We start from the raw sequence: 17303 nt of genomic DNA, 5'->3' as shown, positions 1-17303 counted from the left end.
TTAAAAAAGAATAAATGAACAAAAAACCAAAAATTCATCTTGAAACTTTCGAGGAATACTGCACTTCTATTCTACGCTATATAGAATGGATGCTTCATTCTTATTTTAAGAATACTCGGAATATTTCCATAGAAAACATAAAGAAGCATGAAAAAGAAATAAATGCCTATGAAAATTTCAATTATCTGTCACCAATTAATGAAAGTAAAATAACAGTTCTAGATGATGATAAAATAAATACTGCTCCAGCCGAAAAGGCCATCCTTGATGGAAAATTATTATGGGAGCATGCTGCCGCTGGTGAAGCAACTCGTCTAGGTTTGGGTACAAAATATCTGCTTAATCTTTCCAGATTTTCCTTAAACGATATTGTTTCGCATATACGCCAAGAAAATATAAAAGAATTAGAAAAAAAAGGCTTTTCAAAAGCCAAAATAGCCAAAGAAAAAATAAAAATCAATAAAAAAATAAACAGAGATAAAATTTTGAAAATTTGCAGCGTAGATCCTTTAAAAGTGGCGGATATTTCTTTAGGAAACCGACATATGCTGCAAATGGCTTTTGATATAAATGAAATTGCAAAAAGAAACAATCAGGATCCTATAAAAGTTTTAGGCAGACAAACTGCTCTCATCATACTTAACGAACAAACAGCGGAAGAAATTTTAGAAGAATTTAAAAGTTTTAATTTTTTTGGATTGAACCCGAAAAAAATTTATTTCATGATCCAGCGAAGTTTCCATGGCATTTATGTAAAAGAAGGTTGCTTATACTATGATTCTACAACTGAAAAAAATAAAAGGCTTCACAATCATGGGCAACTATTTATGCAAAAAATCCATAACAATGTTATTTTCAGGGTTAATCCAAGAAACACTGGCAAAAAAATATTCATTTCCAATACTGAATTTGAAAAAATATTATCACAACATGAAGATTTGCTCTCATATAATATTGACGATCTAGGTTATCTTACATGCGCGATTGACCTGCCAAGCCTTTCAATGGCTTTGAATTTAGGCAAAAAAGGTTACGCTATGGTAATGGAAATTGTAGGACAGAATCCTCTTAAGCCACAAAAAGGAGGAGCTTGTTTTTTCGACAAGAAGCTAAAGCGCGTGATTATGATTGAGACAAATCAGCTTAAGAATATAAAAAATGAAGATATAAAACATTTAAACAAAAATTTCAATCATTATCCTAACCCGGCAAAATCTTACCGCATTATGAAAGAAAAGGGCCTGCCAATCACTTTCGAAGTAAAAAATACTTTCAATCAAAATGGTGATCCTTGTGACTATTTATACGCTAACCCGGTACAGGGCAATATAAATTTCATGGTAAAAACAGCTTACGTAATGCGTAAAAATCTTAAACCAATTTACAATTGGAAATCGGCCTCTACCACACCTTTGGCTGTAAAGGCTATGTATGAGCAAGACAAACAGCCAGGCTTTAAAGATTTTGTAAAAAAAATAAAAAAGTAATAAAGCAAAAAACCGCCTAGGAGGCGGTTTTTTCATAATAAGTATTGACAAATTTAAAATTTTGTGAAACAATGACAGCCCAAATTGCTAAACATATTTAGTATGTATTGGCTCTATCTTATTATTTTTACGTTCATAGTTTTCGTACCAACCATTATTCAGCGTGGATTTTTTGGCTTTAATGTGACCCAAACTCAGGAATTTACGGTTCTTATTCTTGGCTCTTTCGCTTTTCTTGTTTTCACTATCCAGGAAAAAAGACTTAAAAAGAATGTTTCTGAAAAAAATGATTTTCAACGTAAAGTTAATACTATGCGAAAAGATCTGACAAATTCTTATTCCTACATAGGTGAAATAAATCGCAAGGTAGATATCTTAGAAAGCATAGCCCTAAGCTACCCGGAAAGCTTGGTTATTACGGCTAAGAAACAAAAGGAAGTATACAATTCTATAATGGAGGCTGTCAGGCTTTTTGGGAAATCCGATGAATTTATATTGCGTTTTATATGTACTTCAAGCAAAGAAGTTTTGAAAGAAATAAAAAGTTTTCCAAATGTTTCTATGAGCTTTTCTCTCAAAAATAATGATCTGGAAAATAACTTTTTTGAGTCAGATGAGTTCGTTGTTGTAAATTCCCCTAAAAGCATAGATGATGTTTCTTCCTGCATAATATTAAAAAAGAAAACCCCAAACCAAAGACTTGAGGATCTGGAGATGATACGCACTTTAGTCGCTCAAGCATTATTCTTTTTCATGTTTGTTCGCAAAGAAACAGAAAAAAAGAAACTTTTAAAAAAATAATTTGATTATTTTTTATATAAATTTTATAATACAGAACAGTCTCATAATTATTTATTAATTAAAATGGAAATAATACTTCTGCAAGATGTAAAAAACGTAGGGAAAAAAGGAGAAATAAAGAATGTTTCTGATGGTTATGCACATAATTTTCTCTTGCCAAAAAAATTTGCTAAAATTGCAACACAATCAGCCATAATTCAAACAAAAATAGAAGCTGGGAAAAGAAATCTTCAATTAGCACTTGAGAAACAAGTTGTCCAAAGGTTGGCTGAAGATCTAAAGGGAAAAAAATTTATAATCAAAGCCAAGGCAAAAAAAGGAAAGCTTTTTGGTTCTATCACTTCCAAGGAGATTGCTTTTGAAATAAAAAAGGCTGGTTACAATCTTTCTGAAAAATCCATACAAATTAGCCACATAAAAGAATTGGGTGAAAAACATGTTGATATTGACTTGGATTTTGGCATTAAAACTGAAATAATTTTAGGGGTTGAAGAAGAATAAGAAAGGATATATAATCAAGAAGGTAAAGTTTAAAAAGCACATATCTTGAAAGTCGCAGGGGAGCGGCTTTTTGCTTAATTTAATTCTATGAAAAACAGAAAATACATTTTTGTTATGGGGGGCGTAATGAGCGGAGTAGGAAAAGGAATCACAACTTCATCCATAGGGATGATATTGAAGGCACGCGGATATAATGTTACCGCCATAAAAATAGACCCTTACATAAATGTAGATGCTGGCACGATGAACCCCACGGAACACGGCGAGGTTTTCGTGCTTGATGATGGAGATGAAACAGACCAGGACATGGGGAATTATGAAAGATTTATGAATATAAGTCTTTCCCGGGATAATTATATGACTACCGGACGTGTCTATGAATCTGTCATTCAAAAGGAAAGAAATTTAGAATATAACGGGAAATGCGTTGAGGTTGTACCTCATATTCCCCTTGAGGTTATTGACCGTATTAAGCACGCTGCCAACAAAGCTGATGCAGACGTTACTATTATTGAAATCGGCGGAACAGTCGGCGAATATCAAAATATCTTGTTTTTGGAAGCGATCCGCATGATGAAAATAAAAAACTCTGATGATGTTATTTCTGTAATCGTCAGTTATGTGCCAGTGCCTAATAAGATAGGGGAGATGAAAACAAAGCCGACTCAGCATGCTGTCAGGACTGTCAATGCAGCCGGCGTCCAGCCTGATATAATCATAGCCCGCAGCGAAGTGCCGATGGACCAGCGGCGCAAGGAAAAAATCTCCATGTTCTGCAATGTGCCTGAAGAATGCGTTATAAGCGCGCCTGATATTGAAAGTCTCTATGAAGTGCCTATCAATTTTGAACGCGATAATTTGAGTAAAATTATCCTGAAAAAATTAAGACTCAAGTTAAATAATTCTGATTTGAAGGAATGGGGCACTTTGGTCAGAAACATAAAATCAGCCAAAAAGAAACTAAACATAGGCATAGTCGGCAAATACTTCGGCACTGGTGATTTTGTTTTGAGCGATGCATACATAAGCGTCATAGAAGCCGTAAAACACGCCTGTTTCAAGGCTGGAGTTAAAGCCAATATTGATTGGATAAACAGCGAACTTTTCGAAAAGGATCCGGAAAAAATTTCAACATTAAAAGAATATGACGGCATAGTTGTTCCAGGAGGATTTGGCGCCAGAGGAATAGAAGGAAAATTAAAAGCCATTCAATTTTGTCGCGAAAATAAAATTCCATATTTCGGCTTGTGTTATGGTATGCAACTTTTAGTTGTAGAATTCGCCAGGAATGTTTTGGGTCTCAAAGATGCTAACACTACCGAAATAGACCGTGAAACAAAAAATCCTGTCATAGATATTATGCCGGAACAGAAAAAGAATCTGGAAGACAGTAATTATGGAGCCACAATGCGCCTGGGCGCTTATCCAGCAATTCTTAAGAAGGGAACTATTGCCTATGAAGCTTACGGCAAAGAAAAAATTTCTGAACGGCATAGGCACAGATGGGAAGTTAATCCTGAATACATAGATAAATTGGAAAAAGCCGGCCTGGTATTTTCCGGAGAATCTCCTGACAGCAAACTTATGGAAATCGCCGAACTTCCAAAATCTGAGCATCCATTCTTCTTAGGAGTTCAATTCCATCCTGAATTCAAATCTTCACCTCTTGAATCACATCCTCTATTCTTTGAATTTATAAAAGTAGCTAAAGAAAGGAATAAGAAATAACTTATTTACAAATTATGCCAATTACACCAGGAGAATATCTTGATATAGTTAATGAGGATGGAAACTTAACTGGAGAAAAAGAAATGCGCAGCGTTGTACATGTCGAAGGATTATGGCATAGAACTGTTCATGTGTATTTTTACAAAATAAAAAATAAAAAATTAGTATTCTTGTACACCTAAGGTCAAAACTTAAAGATCAGGATCCTGACAAATGGGATACTCGTTTTGGAGGACATGTTAATACAGGAAAAGAAATACAAGAAGCGGTAGTTAGTGAAATACAAGAAGAAGTAGGGGTTAATATAAATCCAAAATATTTATTAAAAGGAGAAATAAAAAAATACGACGGCGGTAATAATAAGGAATTTTGCTATGTTTTTTATTATAACTTTTTAGAAAATGATGAGGTATTTAATTTTAATGATGGAGAAGTTCAGGAAGTAAAATGGATGAGCCAAGATGAAATTATAAAATCTATCGATAAAAATCCTGAAAAATGGTCCACAAAAAAGTATGATTTTATGGAAGTTATGAAATATTTAAAAAACAGATTATAAAAAAGAAACCTTATAAAAGATTTCTTTTTTATAATTTTTCTATAAGTTATTAGCTATAAACTTAAAAAATAGTTTATCTGATTCTTCCTTTTTCTGCCATCAAATGTTTTCTATTCTTTCGGCTGATGATAACTTTTCCGCCTGGTTTGCGTGGACCTTTTTTCTTACCTGGTTTTCTGGTCTTGAGGTTTACGCGGAGTTTAAGCCCGGCTTTCTTGGCTCCGGTTTTCTTAGGTTTAATTTCAACAGGTTTCTTTGAAGCAACAACACTGACAAACTGGCGATAAACCAATTGGCCTGTATAGTTACGAACTTTTTTATTTACAAATTTCACTGTTCCATCAATAAGCGCCATCAATGTGTCATCATTGCAGCGTTTAACATTGTTTCCTGCATGGAATTTTGTTCCACGTTGTCGTACAATAATGTTACCAGTTTTAACTTTTTGGTTACCAAAAATTTTAACACCTAGCCTTTTTGAACGCGAATCGCGTCCGAGTTGAGTAGAACCTCCTGCTTTACGATGTGCCATATTTTTATAAAAATATGTTAATATTAATAAAGTCTAAGCCGTATATAAAAACATAAAATAACCAATGGCATGATCAGCGCAAATCTGATCGGGGTATTAAATATTCTTATCAACTTATACGGAATTTATTCTAACAAATTTACCAAATATGTCAACGAGTGTATTTGCCAAAATAAGGGAATTTTTTCTAAAAAACGAGCAAAAAATAGTGCTAATTGTGGCTTTTTGCCTTGTTTCAGCTATTTCTTACGAATTTGGAATTTTACAAGGTCAAAAATGGCAACAAAAGCCCCTTATTATTGAGAAACCTGTCAACATATCTGAAGAGCAAAAAACCCTAAATTCAGCCAATTATGAGCCTTCTGGGACAGTTTTAGGTGCCACCTCACAAACAACAGTTGACAACACTGGCTCTCCTTCAAATATGGCAAAATGTGCCTATGTTGGCAGTAAGAATTCCAACAAATTTTACCCGCCGACCTGTTCATATGCCAAGCGCATAAAACCGGAAAATGTGGTATGTTTTAAGAGTGCCGAAGAAGCTATCGGACAGGGAAGGACGGAAAGCAAATGCAATTAAATAAATTATGAAAAAAAGAGTATTTATAATTCATGGTTGGGGCGGGGGACCGGAAGGCGCATGTTTGCCATGGCTTAAAAATGAATTAGAAAAAATCGGATATGAAGTTGTTGCACCTCAAATGCCGAATACCGATGAACCCGCTGTTGAAGAATGGATAAATCATATTTCTGAAATTGTTGGCACGCCTGATGAAGAGACTTATTTTGTCGGACACAGCATCGGCTGCCAGGCAATCATGAGATATCTGCAGACTATGGATCATAAAATTGGCGGAGCTGTTTTTATTGCCGGCTGGTTTGTGCTGGAAAATCTGGAACCGGAAGAAATAGAAATTGCTGCGCCATGGACTCAAAATAATATTGATTTTGAAAAACTCAGAAAAATTTCACAGAATTATGCTGAAATCATTTCCGACAATGATCCTTTCGGCGGTTTTAAAGAAAATAAGAAAATATTTTCAGAAAAGTTAGGTGCTAAAATTATTGTTTTGAACAATGCCGGACATATTGAAAACGCAGAATTGCCAGTCGCATTGGAAGAATTAATAAGAATTGCAAAATAATTAATAAATAAATTTTTTAATAATATGAACAAGAAAATGATTGTGATTTCTCTCGGGGGATCGCTGATCGTGCCGGAGGAAATTGACTGGAAATTTTTGAAGCAATTCAAGAAAATAATTGAAGGAAAGATTAAAAAAGGATTCCGTTTTATCATCGTCACGGGAGGAGGGAAGACTGCCAGAAAATATATTGAGGCTAGTGCTAAAGTCGGAGATATTGACGCTGAGGATAAAGATTGGGTCGGCATACATTCAACCAGGCTGAATGCGCATTTCATAAGGACAATTTTCAAGAAATATGCCCATCCGACAATCTGCACAAATCCCTATGACTTGGAAGGATTTTTAAAAGCCAAAGAATATATTTTGGTGGCTGCCGGATATCGCCCGGGAAATTCCACTGACTATATTTCCATACTTTTAGCTAAACATTTTGAAATCAAAAAAGTAGCCAATCTTTCCAATATTGATTATGTCTATGATAAGGATCCAAAAAAATACAAGGATGCCAAAAAAATAAAGGAAATTTGTTGGATTGATTTCCAGAAAATTGTCGGCAATAAATGGGATCCGGGTTCCAATGTGCCTTTTGATCCTGTCGCTTCCAAATTGGCAGCCAAAGAAAATATTGAAGTTGCTATTTTTAACGGAAAGAAACTGAAAAACTTGCAAAATTATCTTGATGGGAAAAGATTCATAGGAACAGTGATAAAATAATTTTCTAATCTTTAAACTAACGAATTAGCTTTTTAGAAAAACAACCCTCATGGGTTGTTTTTGGTAAAGCTATTTTATCTTATTGTATTTCAAAAGAAAATATAAAGCAGCATAAAATAAAATTGAGATAGCCCCAGCAACTATAATAAAACCAATAATAACCGGCAAGGCTAAATCCAAAAATATAACCTTACTTAAGAAATATCTATATCCCAAATGATAAGTTTGATCAAATTGACTGACAAGCTGACTGGGTTTCACGTTGAATAAAAATCCTCCAACAGCCGCAGCCAGAGGAAGCGTGGCAATAGTACCCCACATGTTTGTTGCTAAAGCGCCTGATGTTGCCGAAGCTCTGTTAAAACGAAAAATTGTTGCCAGAACAATAGCTGCCGTAATTCCTTCGCCGGGTATTATTCCTAAAAAAATTCCCAATGCAAAACCGGCTGCAATTTTGTGCGGCGTATCTTTAAGTGTAAAAAACTTAAGAAAGAAAGCCCTGATTTTTTGGTAAGTATCTTTTATCATATATGTTATTGTACAATAGACAGGAGCAATTTGAAACACTATAATAAAAACAAAGAATTAACTGCAAATTTATGGCATTAGTATTTGATATTGAAACGATAGGAGAGAATTTTGACGCTCTTGACCAAACGACCCAGGAGGTTCTTACACGTTGGATAAAAAGAGAATCAGATACTAAGGAAGAATATGAAAAAGCTCTGGAGGATCTTAAAAACGGACTTGGATTTTCTCCGCTGACTGGAGAAATCGTGGCTATTGGTGTTTATGATACTGAAAAAGATAAAGGTGCTGTATATTTTCAAGCTCCAGATGGAAAAGTAGATAATTCAGAAATGGGTAATATCAAATACAGAGTATTGGGAGAAAAAGAAATTCTGGAACAATTCTGGAATCTAGCTGAAAAATACAATGAGTTCGTAAGTTTTAATGGACGCATGTTTGACGTGCCTTTTCTAATGATACGCAGCTCTATAAATGAAATAAGACCGTCAAAAAATCTCCTAGCTAACCGCTACCTGTCAAGTCAACCTAAAAACGCCATGCATATTGATCTCTTGGATCAATTTACTTTCTATGGCGCCGTGAGAAAAAAGGGTAATCTACATCTTTGGTCACGCGCTTTTGGCATAAAAAGCCCAAAAGCCAGTGGCATAACTGGTGATGATGTGGGAAAACTATTTAAAGAAAAAAAGTTTTTCGAAATTGCCAAATACAATGCCGGCGATCTCATAGCGACCAAGGAATTATATGAGAATTGGGAAAAATTTATAAAATTCTGATTATTTTTTCTTAACAGTCAGACTTTTAGTTTCTTTATCTACAGCTTTTGCATTTTCAACTTTTTTTTGCACGGAAGGGGAAAGAACGCCCATTATATTTTTTAGAGCAATGCCATCAACTTTCAGTATTACATCCCATTTATCCAAAGGTTCCAGGATATCCCGGAGCTTTTTTTCATCGTATTTGTAAGTTTTCCTGATTGACTGTGCAATAACTCCTTCTTCGCCAAAAACCCTTTCAACGCCTTCCTGCTGCATATACTGGGTTATTTTTTCCTGGAGTTCTGCCAGTCTTTCTTTAGTGGAAGTAATAGCTGATTTTAAATTTATATAGTCGCTAATAGCCGCATTGATTTCCGCTGTATCAATTTTCCTTTCTTCTTTGAATTTATGCTTCCACATCGGACAAATTTTCTGATAGCCGCACCAATCACAGAGCGGCGTTACATTTGGTTCAAATTTTCCTTCTTCAATAGCTGCAATGACATCCAGGAAAATTTTATTGGCATTTTCCAGCTGCTCTTTTGTTCGTGTAGAACTCAGTTTTACTCCATGCTTGAGATAATAAAGACTGACTGTAATTTTATCTAAATTTTTTATTTCTTTTGGATAGCGCGCCAAAAATGCATTCAGATAAATAGACAACTGCAGATCATTGTCTACTTTTTCCTGGGATGGCATTTTTTTGGTTGTTTTATAATCAATAATTTCATATCCATCTTCAGTTTTGTCTATGCGATCAATTATCCCGGAAGTAATATGTTTTGATCCGTCAGGAGAATCAATTTCAACTGCAAACCGGCTTTCCAAATCAACTATGTTTGCATCCGCCGGATTATTTTTCTTGTAATAATCCTGGATCATGGCTACACCTTGGGAAAAAGCCGATCTTTCCTCCAGCTCATTTTCAAAAACATCACTGTTCCAATTTTTGGAAAAATAATCCAGAGCTTCTTCAAGTTTTGGCTGAAGCAGGGAAGGAGAATGGATAAATTTCAGAGTAGCGTGCATCAGCGTGCCGAAAACAGCCTCTTTGCTCTTAGGCTCTTTTATCTTGTCTACATTCTGAAATTTATATTTCAGCGAGCAATTTTGGTATGTATCCAGCGCTGAATAGGAAATACGCATTTGTTTATTTTTTTAGTTCGTACTTTTTAACCATAGTAATTATAACAGGCTAGGGAATTGACAGCAATTTAATATCGTCTTATTATTAAAGCATACTAAATTAGTAGGGATTAAATATGCAATTTTCAACTAAAGCAGGGTATGGACTGAGAGCTATAACCAATTTGGCTAAATGTTTTCCTGAACAAAAAACTATAAAAGAAATCGCCAAAGAAGAAAATATTTCCCAAAAATACTTGGAACGTATTTTGGGTATTCTAAATAAAAATAATTTAGTGATTAGCCATAAAGGAAAGAGCGGTGGATATATTCTGGCCAAAAATCCAAAAAAAATAAATGTTGGGGAAATTATTGAAATATTAGAAGGAACAATAGCTCCTATGAGATGTGTGGGTCAGTTTTGTTCAGCTAAAAAAAGGTGTCCATCCAGCATAGTCTGGGATAAACTAGGAAAACAAATAAGAAAGACTTTATACAATATAAAATTAAGTGAATTAATAAAATAATTCTTAGTTAATGCTAAAAAACCTATGAATAAGAAACGGATTTATTTAGACTATGCAGCTACAACACCAGCCGATCAAAAAGTTTTAAAGGCTATGTTGCCTTATTTTTCAGAAAAATTCGGCAATGCTATGTCTGTGCACGGTTTCGGACAGGAAGCTTTGGAGGCTGTTGATAATTCACGCGCAGAAATCGCCAATTTTTTTAATTGTTCGCCTAGTGAAATTATTTTTACTTCTGGCGCAACAGAAAGCAATAATTTAGCCATAAAGGGAAGCATACACTCTTTTTATTCAATTCCCAGAAAAGCAGGAGAAAAACCGCATATTATTACCACTAAATTCGAGCATCATTGTATTTTAGATGCTTGCAAAATAGTTGAGAAAGATGGCTTAGCCCAAATTTCATATATTTCGCCAGGTCGCGATGGCATTGTGTCTTTAAAAGAAATTGAAAAAGCTATTCAGCCAAACACTATTCTTATTTCTGTTATGTATGTAAACAACGAAGTTGGAACTGTGCAACCTATAGCAGAAATTGGAAAAATGCTGGAGAAAATAAATAGTCAAAGAATCGGCAATAAATTGCCTCACATATCATTTCATACCGACGCTACGCAGGCAGTTAATTATTTCAATTGTAATGTTAATGATCTCAATGTAGACCTACTTTCCATATCCGGACATAAAATATACGGACCAAAGGGCGTTGGCCTGCTTTATGTGCGCAAAGGAACTCCTATAAAACGCATCCAGGATGGTGGCGATCAGGAATATAAGATGCGTGCCGGAACCCATAATGTTCCGGGAATCGTGGGGCTTAGCATGGCTATCAGCATGATAAAGACTCCGGAAATGCAGAAAAAAATAAAAGAAATAAAAAGTCTGCGTGATTATACAATAAAAAGAGTGCTGAAAGAAATTCCAAAATCATATCTGAATGGCTCAGCTGAAAAACGTTCTCCTAACAATGCCAACTTCAGATTTGATGATGTAGAGGGAGAGGGCTTGATTCTTTCACTCGACATAGAAGGAATTGCCGGTTCAACAGGTTCTGCCTGTTCTTCTGGAGCCCTAGAGCCATCGCATGTGCTTCTCTCATTGGGACTTAAGCATGAGCAGGCACATGGAAGCCTTAGAGTCACATTTGGCAAGCATACAACTAAAAAAGAGATTGATATTTTTATAACTAAGCTTAAGGAAATTGTGAAAAGACTGCGAAAAATTTCCGGCAACGTTATGAAAGAATTTAAATAATTAAAATAATTTTATGAATTTAAGATATTCTAAAAAAGTCATAGAGCATTTTACCCATCCGCATAATCAGGGAGTAATAAAAAATCCTGACGGAGTTGGCATCGTTGGAAATCCCAAATGCGGAGACATTATGCGCATGTATATAAAAGTTTACAAAAATAAGAAAGGTGGGGAAATAATTAAAGATGTTAAATTTGAAACTTTAGGTTGCGGTGCAGCTATTTCCACATCTTCCATTGCCACCGAAATGTCCAAAGGCAAAAGCCTGGACGAAGTTATGACTATCACAAACAAGCAAGTCGCTGATGAACTTGGCGGTTTACCAGCAGCAAAACTGCATTGCAGCAATCTGGCCGCTGACGCACTTCATAAAGCGATTGAAAATTATAAGTACCGTAATAAAAAAACATCAAACAAAAACTATGGCAAAATTAAGAAAACTTAAACATCAAGACAAGAAGAGAGTTGAAAGACTTCTCTGCCAGCTGACAGGAAAAGAGACGAAGATAAACATAAAATCCCTTATAAAAGACAAGGGCTGTAATTGTATTGTTATTGAAGAAAATAAACAGGTAATAGGTTTCGGATCATTGATAGTCCATCAAGTTCCTTGTGAGGGTTATGTGGCAAGAATAGAAGATGTTGTCATAGACTCTGCCTGGAGGGGGAAGGGGCATGGGAAAAGGCTTACAAAAGAACTTATAGCCATAGCAAAAAATAAAAAAGTAAAAAAAATAAATTTAACCAGCAATCCCAAAAGGATAACAGCCAGAAATTTATACAAAAATATGGGATTTGAAATTTATAATACCGGAGTTTTTAAAATGGATCTATAAATTAGGGAACAATGGTCATTTGGCAGAAAAATGGCCTTTCTTTGTATGTATACTACGTCGCACAATATATCTTTTGCGACATTATATCTAAATATAAACCCCTCTAGTAATCCTTTTAACCGCTTTACTCTTTACTAAATAGCCTTTTTACATTTTCCAGAAATTAAAATTATAAAAATATTTTTTCTTATTTCTCTCTGTTTCCTATATATCTACATATGTCCAAACCTTTTTATTTTTTAATTTTTAATTTCAAGCAACTCTTAGATACATATATGTATACTCCTTTGTACCCATTTCTTTCAGAAATTGCCTCTTTCTAAAAACTTTACCTATTTTGAATACACTGAGGCATACATCTACCTATCCAAAAAACTACTCAAACCAGGCAGAAGCAAAAATGGCTAACAGGAGATATGTCTATGTATTCCCGATTTCCATTATTTTAAAAATATTTTTAAAAAAATAAAAAAAATAAAAAAATATTTTCAGAAATAAAAAATAAAAAAATCAGACCTTAAAAAAATCTGAATCAGTAGGGAAGAGCTGCTTTTAAAAATAATTTATAAGATATTTATTTTATATTGCCTTATAGCTATAGAACTATATATTCTTCCCTTTTTTATAACCTATTATATTATGTCGCACAACCTTTAATAGGTGATTCAAGTAAAATTAATTATATATTATCATCTGATCTATTGAAGTTTTACTGGAAGAACCTAAGGCACCCACCAAAGCTCTTGAAGTATCCAAGAATATATTGGCTCCAAAGTATGGATCATGAACCACATACTTCCCTGCTGCGTCCTTATGGTGAATCACAACATAATGTCCCTGACTGCCGTTGCTTTTTTTAATATATACAATGACAGGATTACCCTTTTTGATCTGGCTATCAATAGTTGACCAACTTACATTTCCATGAGACTTGCTGGAAATTAAGGATACTTTAGGACTTGACCATGAACTTGGCCAGTTTATAAGATCGCCATAAAATATGGGCTTACTGGCAAGATATCCAGGTGTTATGGAACCTCCATGTTCAGTGAAAACCATGGCTACAGAAGTCACTGCACATCCGTAATTTTTCATCTTAGTTCTTGTATTTCCTATGTTTTTATTGCCCCATCTACTGTCCCATTGTGAATAATACCAGCTGGTTGAAGCAAAGTATTTTGAATCAGGTTTGGGATATGAATCTGCACTAAGTCCGCTGGCGGAAAAATAATCATCTATGTTTAACAATTCATTCTTTTGTGCTTCAATCTTAGCCAAAAGCTTCTGATAACGCTGTTCTTCGCCTTGAGTTTCACTCAGAAGACTCTGTTTTTGATCTTTTATCGAATTCAAATCATCATTTTTTTCCTGCAATTCTTGATTCTTGCTCAAAAATTCACTTTTTTTCTGATCAAGCTGATTGTTTTCTTCATTCAGATCCTCCTTGATTTTTTTGATTATATCAATCAGCTCCTTTATTTTATCTCCTGTCTGTGAAATCCTGTCTTCTTTTACCATAAAAGATTTCAGATTTCCGCCGGAAAGGTACGTGAAAAAAGGACTTGTGTTGCTTGATTCATAATAAACCTGCATGATCTGACCGAGCAATTCTTTATTCCCTTCAATCATAGCTTCATTTTCTTTTATCTCTTTCTGTATTCTTATTATTTGGTCGTTTAAATCTTCGATTTGTTTTGAAATCATTTTCATCTGATTTTCTATCTGCCCTATACTGGCATCTGTTATAGATATCTGGTTGCTTAATGTCTCTCCTTGTTTTTGCTTGATCTCAATAATCTTTCTGTAGGTCTCGGCTTTTTCATCTAGTTCTTTTAGTTCTTCTTTGTCATCTGCAGAAAGAGAGCCTGTACCTGAAATATTGTTTATGCTCTCAGCTTTGACCCCGCAAAAAATTAAAAAGGCAGCAAAAAACAACATTGCTCCCATGAGAAATTTAATTTTATCCGTAAAGCTGTTTTTTATTTTTATATTCATCTGCACTTTTAAACTTATATTAATCCCAAGGCCTGATTGATGCGTTTTAATGTTTCTTTTTTGCCAATCACCCAAGCAACTTCAAATGGTGAGGGTGATTTTTTTTCTCCCGTTAGAGCTACTCTAAGGGGCCACAATAAATCCCCTCGTTTTTCTCCTGCAGCTTCCAGCAGCTTCTCTTCTAAATTTTTCAAATTCCAGTTCTCGCCGGAAATTCCAGCCAGGACTTTTTCCGAAGTTTCCAGTGAATTTTTAATCTCCTCATCGGTAATTGATTTCCAGCGCAGCATCTCTTTATTGCACGAAATATCCTGAAAGAAAAATTTATTCTCCTCTCCGACATCTGAAAATTTTATGAGTCTGTCTTTTTCTACTGTCAGAACTTTTTTCAAATACTCTGCTGATTTTTTTTCTTGCTGAGCATTAGTATAAAAATCCTTCTTCTCAAAAAATCGCAGTGCATTTTTATATAGATCTTCATCACTCATTTTTTTAATATATTGCGCATTGATCCAGTCTAATTTTTTCAGGTCAAAAATCGCTCCGGCTTTATGGACTTTTCCAAGCTCGAATTTATCAATCAATTCTTGTATTGAAAAAATTTCCTGCACACTTCCCTCCCCTGGATTCCATCCCAAGAGTGCTACGAAATTAATGATTGCTTCTTTAAGATATCCTTTGCTGATATAATCTTCCACCGACACATCCCCCTGCCGTTTGGAAAGTTTGGATTTGTCAGAATTCAAAAGCAACGGTAAATGTGCAAATTCAGGAATTTCCCAGCCAAAATTTTGGTACAATTGAACATATTTTGGAGTACTGGAGACATATTCCTCGCCACGGATAACATGAGTAATCCCCATCAGATGATCATCGATGACATTGGCAAAATTATAAGTCGGATAACCGTCCGATTTAAGAAGCACTTGGTCATCCAATAAATCATTTTTTATTTTTACTTTTCCGCGGATTAAATCTTCATATTCCGTAAATCCCTCCGTGTTTATTTTTTGGCGGATGACATATTTTTCTCCTTGTTCGATTCTTTTGGCAGTTTCTTCAACGCTTAATTTCAGGCAACACTTGTTATACATCGGGGCTTGTTTGCTGGCTATCTGTTCATTCCTCATCTGTTCAAGTTTTTCCGGCGTGCAGAAACAATGATAAGCCTTGCCACTTTCAACAAGTTCGTCGGCATATTTTTTATATATATCCAGACGTTCCGATTGCACATATGGCCCGAAATCCCCTTTCTGCAAAACTTTTCCATTTTCAATAAAAACTCCTTCAGAATATTCAAAGCCTGCCCAATTTATAATATCAATAAGTTTTTCTAAAGCATCCTGGACATATCTTTTTTGGTCCGTATCTTCAATCCTCAGAATAAAATCGCCTTTATTTTTTTTAGCAAAAAGATAGGCATAAAGCGCAGTACGGAAATTGCCGACATGCATATAGCCGGTCGGCGACGGTGCGAAACGTACTCTTACTTTTTTTTCTGAACTTTTCATTTGTTTGGAAAATAATATTTTTACCGGAAAAATTACAACGGCATTGATTATTCTTTTTATTCTTTTTGGCTGTAAAATGAGCCTCCAAAGCCATTCTAAGCCAAGATTTTGCATTATTTTTGGGGCACGCTTCACTTTTCCGGTGATAAAATCAAAACTGCCACCTATTCCTATGGCCAATCCGATTATATCATTTTTCAGAGAATTAATAAACTTTTCCTGCTCTGGAGCCCCGAAATTGCAAAAAAATAAATTACTATCCGAATTTAGAAGTTTATAACCAACACTTCGTGGATCAATATCATCTCCGAAAAATTGTACATTAGGGTATTTCAAACTTAAAGCACTTTTTACTTCTTTATAGGAACTTAGTCCGTTCTTGTTTACGGCCAAAAATACCGAAAAATTTTTTTCATCCGCAATTTTCAAAATTTCATGCATCAAGTCAGCTCCTGGCATTCTTTCTTTCAGCCATTTTCCGAATCTTAAAAAAGCAAACTTGATTCCTATCCCATCTCCAATATTAAGATCACAAGAATTTAAAATATTTTTAAATTCTTCATCTTTTTGTGTTTCCAGTATGAATTCTGGATTTACAGTTGCAATCTGATGGAATTTTCCGTCACTCAAAAATAATTCTATTTTTTCAAGAATTTCTTTTTTGGAAAAATTATCAATCCTGATTCCTAAAATATCCATATCCTTATCACAAAAGAATGCACTCTTCTAGTTTATTATATTCCGACTCTCCGCCTTTGCTTTCCATAACAAAAACTGAATCTGCCGTCATAGCCAAATTTATTTTTTCATCAATAACCGGTTTTTTTGGAAGTTCATCCCATTTTAATTTTCTTATCCTACCCAGAGTTATGTGCGGCCTGAAATTTTTGTGTTTTTGAGGATGCATCCCAAGAGCATCTTCGATTGCCTCGTTCAGTCTTCCGAGTTCTGGATTTGGTTCTCCACTCAGCCAAATCATTTTAGGATCTTCTGTACTAGGGCCCAGTTCAATACTGTTAAAATTTATTTCAAAAGATTCAAAATTATCAGTGACTTCCCTAATTTTCTGACAAATTTCGGGAATAATGCTTTCATCGACATAACCGATAAAAGAAACGGTTATGTGCAAATTATTTTCCTTAACCCATTTGACCGGCAAAGCAGGCCACTGGGTGGTCTTTTCTATAAGTCTTTTCCTCATTTGTTGCGGAATAGCTATTTCTACAAATATCTTTTTCTTATGCATAACCTTTATTATTGCTTAAAAAGCCTTTTTATGGAGTCAGAATAGCATCT

General features: G+C 34.7%; 18 protein-coding genes and 1 pseudogene. 13 read left to right on the top strand and 6 right to left on the bottom strand.

Annotation, left to right across the window (positions count from 1 at the left end; all coding sequences use genetic code 11):
- The first annotated feature begins 14 nt into the window (after positions 1–14).
- The 5 genes from PLR68_00840 (at position 15) to PLR68_00820 (ending at position 4699) form a co-directional block, all read left to right on the top strand.
- A complete protein-coding gene (locus PLR68_00840) occupies positions 15–1487 on the top strand; it encodes a hypothetical protein (protein ID HOW60289.1) in 1473 nt (490 codons plus the stop codon).
- 102 nt (positions 1488–1589) lie between these two features.
- The gene (locus PLR68_00835; protein ID HOW60288.1) at positions 1590–2288 is read left to right on the top strand and encodes a hypothetical protein; all 699 of its coding nucleotides are present in this window, start codon (positions 1590–1592) and stop codon (positions 2286–2288) included.
- A gap of 63 nt (positions 2289–2351) precedes the next feature.
- Positions 2352–2789: a 50S ribosomal protein L9 gene (gene rplI / locus PLR68_00830; protein ID HOW60287.1), complete on the top strand. Its 438-nt coding sequence runs from the start codon at positions 2352–2354 to the stop codon at positions 2787–2789.
- A gap of 87 nt (positions 2790–2876) precedes the next feature.
- Positions 2877–4517: a CTP synthase gene (locus tag PLR68_00825; protein ID HOW60286.1), complete on the top strand. Its 1641-nt coding sequence runs from the start codon at positions 2877–2879 to the stop codon at positions 4515–4517.
- Positions 4518–4531: 14 nt separating this feature from the next.
- Positions 4532–4699 carry a hypothetical protein gene (locus PLR68_00820; protein ID HOW60285.1) on the top strand — a complete coding sequence of 56 codons (168 nt, stop codon included), beginning with the start codon at positions 4532–4534 and terminating at the stop codon, positions 4697–4699.
- Positions 4700–5380: 681 nt separating this feature from the next.
- On the opposite strand, the pseudogene rpmA reads toward PLR68_00820, so the two are convergent.
- Positions 5381–5608 (bottom strand): annotated as a pseudogene (gene rpmA / locus PLR68_00815) (50S ribosomal protein L27).
- A 148-nt stretch (positions 5609–5756) separates the two neighbouring features.
- Here rpmA and PLR68_00810 point away from each other — a divergent pair.
- Genes PLR68_00810 through pyrH form a run of 3 tightly spaced genes read left to right on the top strand, consistent with a single transcriptional unit; the run spans position 5757 to position 7470 of the window.
- A complete protein-coding gene (locus PLR68_00810) occupies positions 5757–6188 on the top strand; it encodes a hypothetical protein (protein ID HOW60284.1) in 432 nt (143 codons plus the stop codon).
- Positions 6189–6195: 7 nt separating this feature from the next.
- Positions 6196–6753, top strand: a complete 558-nt coding sequence (locus PLR68_00805) for an alpha/beta hydrolase (protein ID HOW60283.1) — start codon at positions 6196–6198, stop codon at positions 6751–6753.
- Positions 6754–6777: 24 nt separating this feature from the next.
- On the top strand, positions 6778–7470 hold the full coding sequence (pyrH, locus tag PLR68_00800) for a UMP kinase (GenBank protein HOW60282.1): 693 nt from the start codon (positions 6778–6780) through the stop codon (positions 7468–7470).
- Positions 7471–7539: 69 nt separating this feature from the next.
- Here the strand turns inward: pyrH and PLR68_00795 are convergent, their stop codons facing one another.
- On the bottom strand, positions 7540–7998 hold the full coding sequence (locus PLR68_00795) for a DUF2062 domain-containing protein (GenBank protein HOW60281.1): 459 nt from the start codon (positions 7996–7998) through the stop codon (positions 7540–7542).
- A 71-nt stretch (positions 7999–8069) separates the two neighbouring features.
- Between PLR68_00795 and PLR68_00790 the strand changes: the two genes are divergently transcribed.
- Positions 8070–8777 (top strand): ribonuclease H-like domain-containing protein, encoded by a 708-nt coding sequence (locus tag PLR68_00790; protein ID HOW60280.1) that lies wholly within the window; start codon positions 8070–8072, stop codon positions 8775–8777.
- Here the strand turns inward: PLR68_00790 and PLR68_00785 are convergent, their stop codons facing one another.
- Positions 8778–9905: a PD-(D/E)XK nuclease family protein gene (locus tag PLR68_00785; protein HOW60279.1), complete on the bottom strand. Its 1128-nt coding sequence runs from the start codon at positions 9903–9905 to the stop codon at positions 8778–8780.
- 116 nt (positions 9906–10021) lie between these two features.
- Between PLR68_00785 and PLR68_00780 the strand changes: the two genes are divergently transcribed.
- Genes PLR68_00780 through PLR68_00765 form a run of 4 tightly spaced genes read left to right on the top strand, consistent with a single transcriptional unit; the run spans position 10022 to position 12501 of the window.
- Positions 10022–10411: an Rrf2 family transcriptional regulator gene (locus PLR68_00780; GenBank protein HOW60278.1), complete on the top strand. Its 390-nt coding sequence runs from the start codon at positions 10022–10024 to the stop codon at positions 10409–10411.
- A 24-nt stretch (positions 10412–10435) separates the two neighbouring features.
- The gene (locus tag PLR68_00775) at positions 10436–11665 is read left to right on the top strand and encodes a cysteine desulfurase family protein (protein HOW60277.1); all 1230 of its coding nucleotides are present in this window, start codon (positions 10436–10438) and stop codon (positions 11663–11665) included.
- 13 nt (positions 11666–11678) lie between these two features.
- The gene (locus PLR68_00770; GenBank protein ID HOW60276.1) at positions 11679–12110 is read left to right on the top strand and encodes an iron-sulfur cluster assembly scaffold protein; all 432 of its coding nucleotides are present in this window, start codon (positions 11679–11681) and stop codon (positions 12108–12110) included.
- The gene (locus PLR68_00765) at positions 12088–12501 is read left to right on the top strand and encodes a GNAT family N-acetyltransferase (GenBank protein ID HOW60275.1); all 414 of its coding nucleotides are present in this window, start codon (positions 12088–12090) and stop codon (positions 12499–12501) included. The genes PLR68_00770 and PLR68_00765 overlap by 23 nt, the downstream gene beginning before the upstream one ends.
- A gap of 675 nt (positions 12502–13176) precedes the next feature.
- Here PLR68_00765 and PLR68_00760 read toward each other — a convergent pair.
- Genes PLR68_00760 through thpR form a run of 3 tightly spaced genes read right to left on the bottom strand, consistent with a single transcriptional unit; the run spans position 13177 to position 17253 of the window.
- The gene (locus tag PLR68_00760; protein HOW60274.1) at positions 13177–14496 is read right to left on the bottom strand and encodes a C39 family peptidase; all 1320 of its coding nucleotides are present in this window, start codon (positions 14494–14496) and stop codon (positions 13177–13179) included.
- A gap of 14 nt (positions 14497–14510) precedes the next feature.
- A complete protein-coding gene (gene gltX / locus PLR68_00755) occupies positions 14511–16706 on the bottom strand; it encodes a glutamate--tRNA ligase (GenBank protein HOW60273.1) in 2196 nt (731 codons plus the stop codon).
- A gap of 7 nt (positions 16707–16713) precedes the next feature.
- Positions 16714–17253: an RNA 2',3'-cyclic phosphodiesterase gene (gene thpR / locus PLR68_00750; protein ID HOW60272.1), complete on the bottom strand. Its 540-nt coding sequence runs from the start codon at positions 17251–17253 to the stop codon at positions 16714–16716.
- Positions 17254–17303 lie beyond the last annotated feature (50 nt).

Source organism: Candidatus Moraniibacteriota bacterium, from assembly GCA_035390125.1.
Lineage (GTDB): Bacteria > Patescibacteriota > Minisyncoccia > Moranbacterales > GWC2-37-73 > DAOOTD01.
This window is presented reverse-complemented; position numbering and strand designations above follow the sequence as displayed.

Bases quoted from the DNA above. Each gene is read 5' to 3' on its own strand.
- PLR68_00840 (HOW60289.1), top strand. From the start codon at position 15: ATGAACAAAAAACCAAAAATTCATCTTGAAACTTTCGAGGAATACTGC.
- PLR68_00835 (HOW60288.1), top strand. From the start codon at position 1,590: ATGTATTGGCTCTATCTTATTATTTTTACGTTCATAGTTTTCGTACCA.
- rplI (HOW60287.1), top strand. From the start codon at position 2,352: ATGGAAATAATACTTCTGCAAGATGTAAAAAACGTAGGGAAAAAAGGA.
- PLR68_00825 (HOW60286.1), top strand. From the start codon at position 2,877: ATGAAAAACAGAAAATACATTTTTGTTATGGGGGGCGTAATGAGCGGA.
- PLR68_00820 (HOW60285.1), top strand. From the start codon at position 4,532: ATGCCAATTACACCAGGAGAATATCTTGATATAGTTAATGAGGATGGA.
- PLR68_00810 (HOW60284.1), top strand. From the start codon at position 5,757: ATGTCAACGAGTGTATTTGCCAAAATAAGGGAATTTTTTCTAAAAAAC.
- PLR68_00805 (HOW60283.1), top strand. From the start codon at position 6,196: ATGAAAAAAAGAGTATTTATAATTCATGGTTGGGGCGGGGGACCGGAA.
- pyrH (HOW60282.1), top strand. From the start codon at position 6,778: ATGAACAAGAAAATGATTGTGATTTCTCTCGGGGGATCGCTGATCGTG.
- PLR68_00795 (HOW60281.1), bottom strand. From the start codon at position 7,998: ATGATAAAAGATACTTACCAAAAAATCAGGGCTTTCTTTCTTAAGTTT.
- PLR68_00790 (HOW60280.1), top strand. From the start codon at position 8,070: ATGGCATTAGTATTTGATATTGAAACGATAGGAGAGAATTTTGACGCT.
- PLR68_00785 (HOW60279.1), bottom strand. From the start codon at position 9,905: ATGCGTATTTCCTATTCAGCGCTGGATACATACCAAAATTGCTCGCTG.
- PLR68_00780 (HOW60278.1), top strand. From the start codon at position 10,022: ATGCAATTTTCAACTAAAGCAGGGTATGGACTGAGAGCTATAACCAAT.
- PLR68_00775 (HOW60277.1), top strand. From the start codon at position 10,436: ATGAATAAGAAACGGATTTATTTAGACTATGCAGCTACAACACCAGCC.
- PLR68_00770 (HOW60276.1), top strand. From the start codon at position 11,679: ATGAATTTAAGATATTCTAAAAAAGTCATAGAGCATTTTACCCATCCG.
- PLR68_00765 (HOW60275.1), top strand. From the start codon at position 12,088: ATGGCAAAATTAAGAAAACTTAAACATCAAGACAAGAAGAGAGTTGAA.
- PLR68_00760 (HOW60274.1), bottom strand. From the start codon at position 14,496: ATGAATATAAAAATAAAAAACAGCTTTACGGATAAAATTAAATTTCTC.
- gltX (HOW60273.1), bottom strand. From the start codon at position 16,706: ATGGATATTTTAGGAATCAGGATTGATAATTTTTCCAAAAAAGAAATT.
- thpR (HOW60272.1), bottom strand. From the start codon at position 17,253: ATGCATAAGAAAAAGATATTTGTAGAAATAGCTATTCCGCAACAAATG.